The following is a 1,202-nucleotide window of genomic DNA, read 5'->3' on the forward strand; positions in this document are numbered from 1 at the left end:
CTCGGTCAGGCCGGTGGGCACCGCGCTGGCGAGGGAGTCGATGATGGCGGCCATGACCTCGCGGCCGCGGGTCTTGTCGGGGTCGCGGTAGGCGGTGATCATCCGCTGGTAGACGGCCCAGGTGGTCTCCACAGCGACGTGGGCGTCAACGGCGAACAGCTCCTGCAGGCGGTGAGTCTGCTTGCCGGTGAGCAGGTCAGCGCCGGTGAGCAGGGTCCGCCTGGCGTTGTAGAGCGGGTCGCCCTTACGGCCACGGTGCCCGCGGGTGTCCTGTTGGACGCGGCGTCGGCAGTCCTCCAGGGCGTCCCCGGCCAGCCGTACGACATGAAATGGGTCCATGACCGCGACGGCGTCGGGCAGCTCTTCGGCGGTGGCGGTCTTGAAGCCGGTGAACCCGTCCATCGCGACGACCTCCACGCCGCGGCGCCAGTGCTGGGGCCGGGCATCGAGCCAGGCCTTGAAGGCCTGCTTCGAGCGGCCCGCGACCATGTCCAGTAACCGTGCCGGCCCGGTGCCCTCGCGCACCGGGGTGAGGTCGATGATGACGGTGACGAACTTGTCGCCGCGGTGGGTGTGCCGCCAGGCGTGCTCGTCCACGCCGATGGTGCGCACGCCGTCGAAACGGTGCGGGTCGTCGATCAGGACGCGTTTGCCTTCGGCCAGGACCGCGGTGTTGGCGGTGTTCCACGACACCGCCAGGGCCTCGGCGATCCGGGCCATGGACAGGTGCTCGATCACCAGTCCCTCCAGCGCCCACCGCAACGCCCGACGCGACAGCTTCGCGCGCGGCTCAGCAGCCTTGGTGGTGTCCTGGCGCCACACGTGCCCGCACCCGGTGCACCGGTATCGGCGCACCGTGACCAGCAGGGTCGTGGGACGCCACCCCAGCGGTTCGTGGGCCAGGCGCCGGGTGACGGTGTCCCGAGCCACGCCCTCGGCTCCGCACCGCCGGCACCACTGGTCCGGCTCGACGACCCGGCAGGTGAGCACCGCCCGATCGGGCTTGAGCAGTTGCCCGGTGACCTCAAGACCGAGCTCATCGAGACGGGCGAACGTGGTCAGGTCCGGTGCAGCGAAGGTAGCGTCAGGCATGTCGAGGTCTTTCGGATGGGCAGCGTCAGAACTCCCATCATCGGAAGACCTCGACCCCTACCCGGCCAACGACGCGCCGTCGCCACCTACACCGTCAACTGCGAAGAGCC

The 1,202-nt window shown here is 70.1% G+C and carries 1 protein-coding gene; it reads right to left on the minus strand.

What is annotated here, in order from left to right; translation table 11 throughout:
• Positions 1 to 1,092, minus strand: a 1,092-nt coding sequence (locus ACFP6A_RS14395) for an ISL3 family transposase (protein WP_379604674.1), incomplete at its 3' end; no start/stop codon positions are given.
• Between the last annotated feature and the right edge of the window lie 110 nt (positions 1,093 to 1,202).

This window comes from Quadrisphaera sp. GCM10027208 (genome assembly GCF_042658805.1).
GTDB lineage: Bacteria > Actinomycetota > Actinomycetes > Actinomycetales > SCSIO-59966 > SCSIO-59966.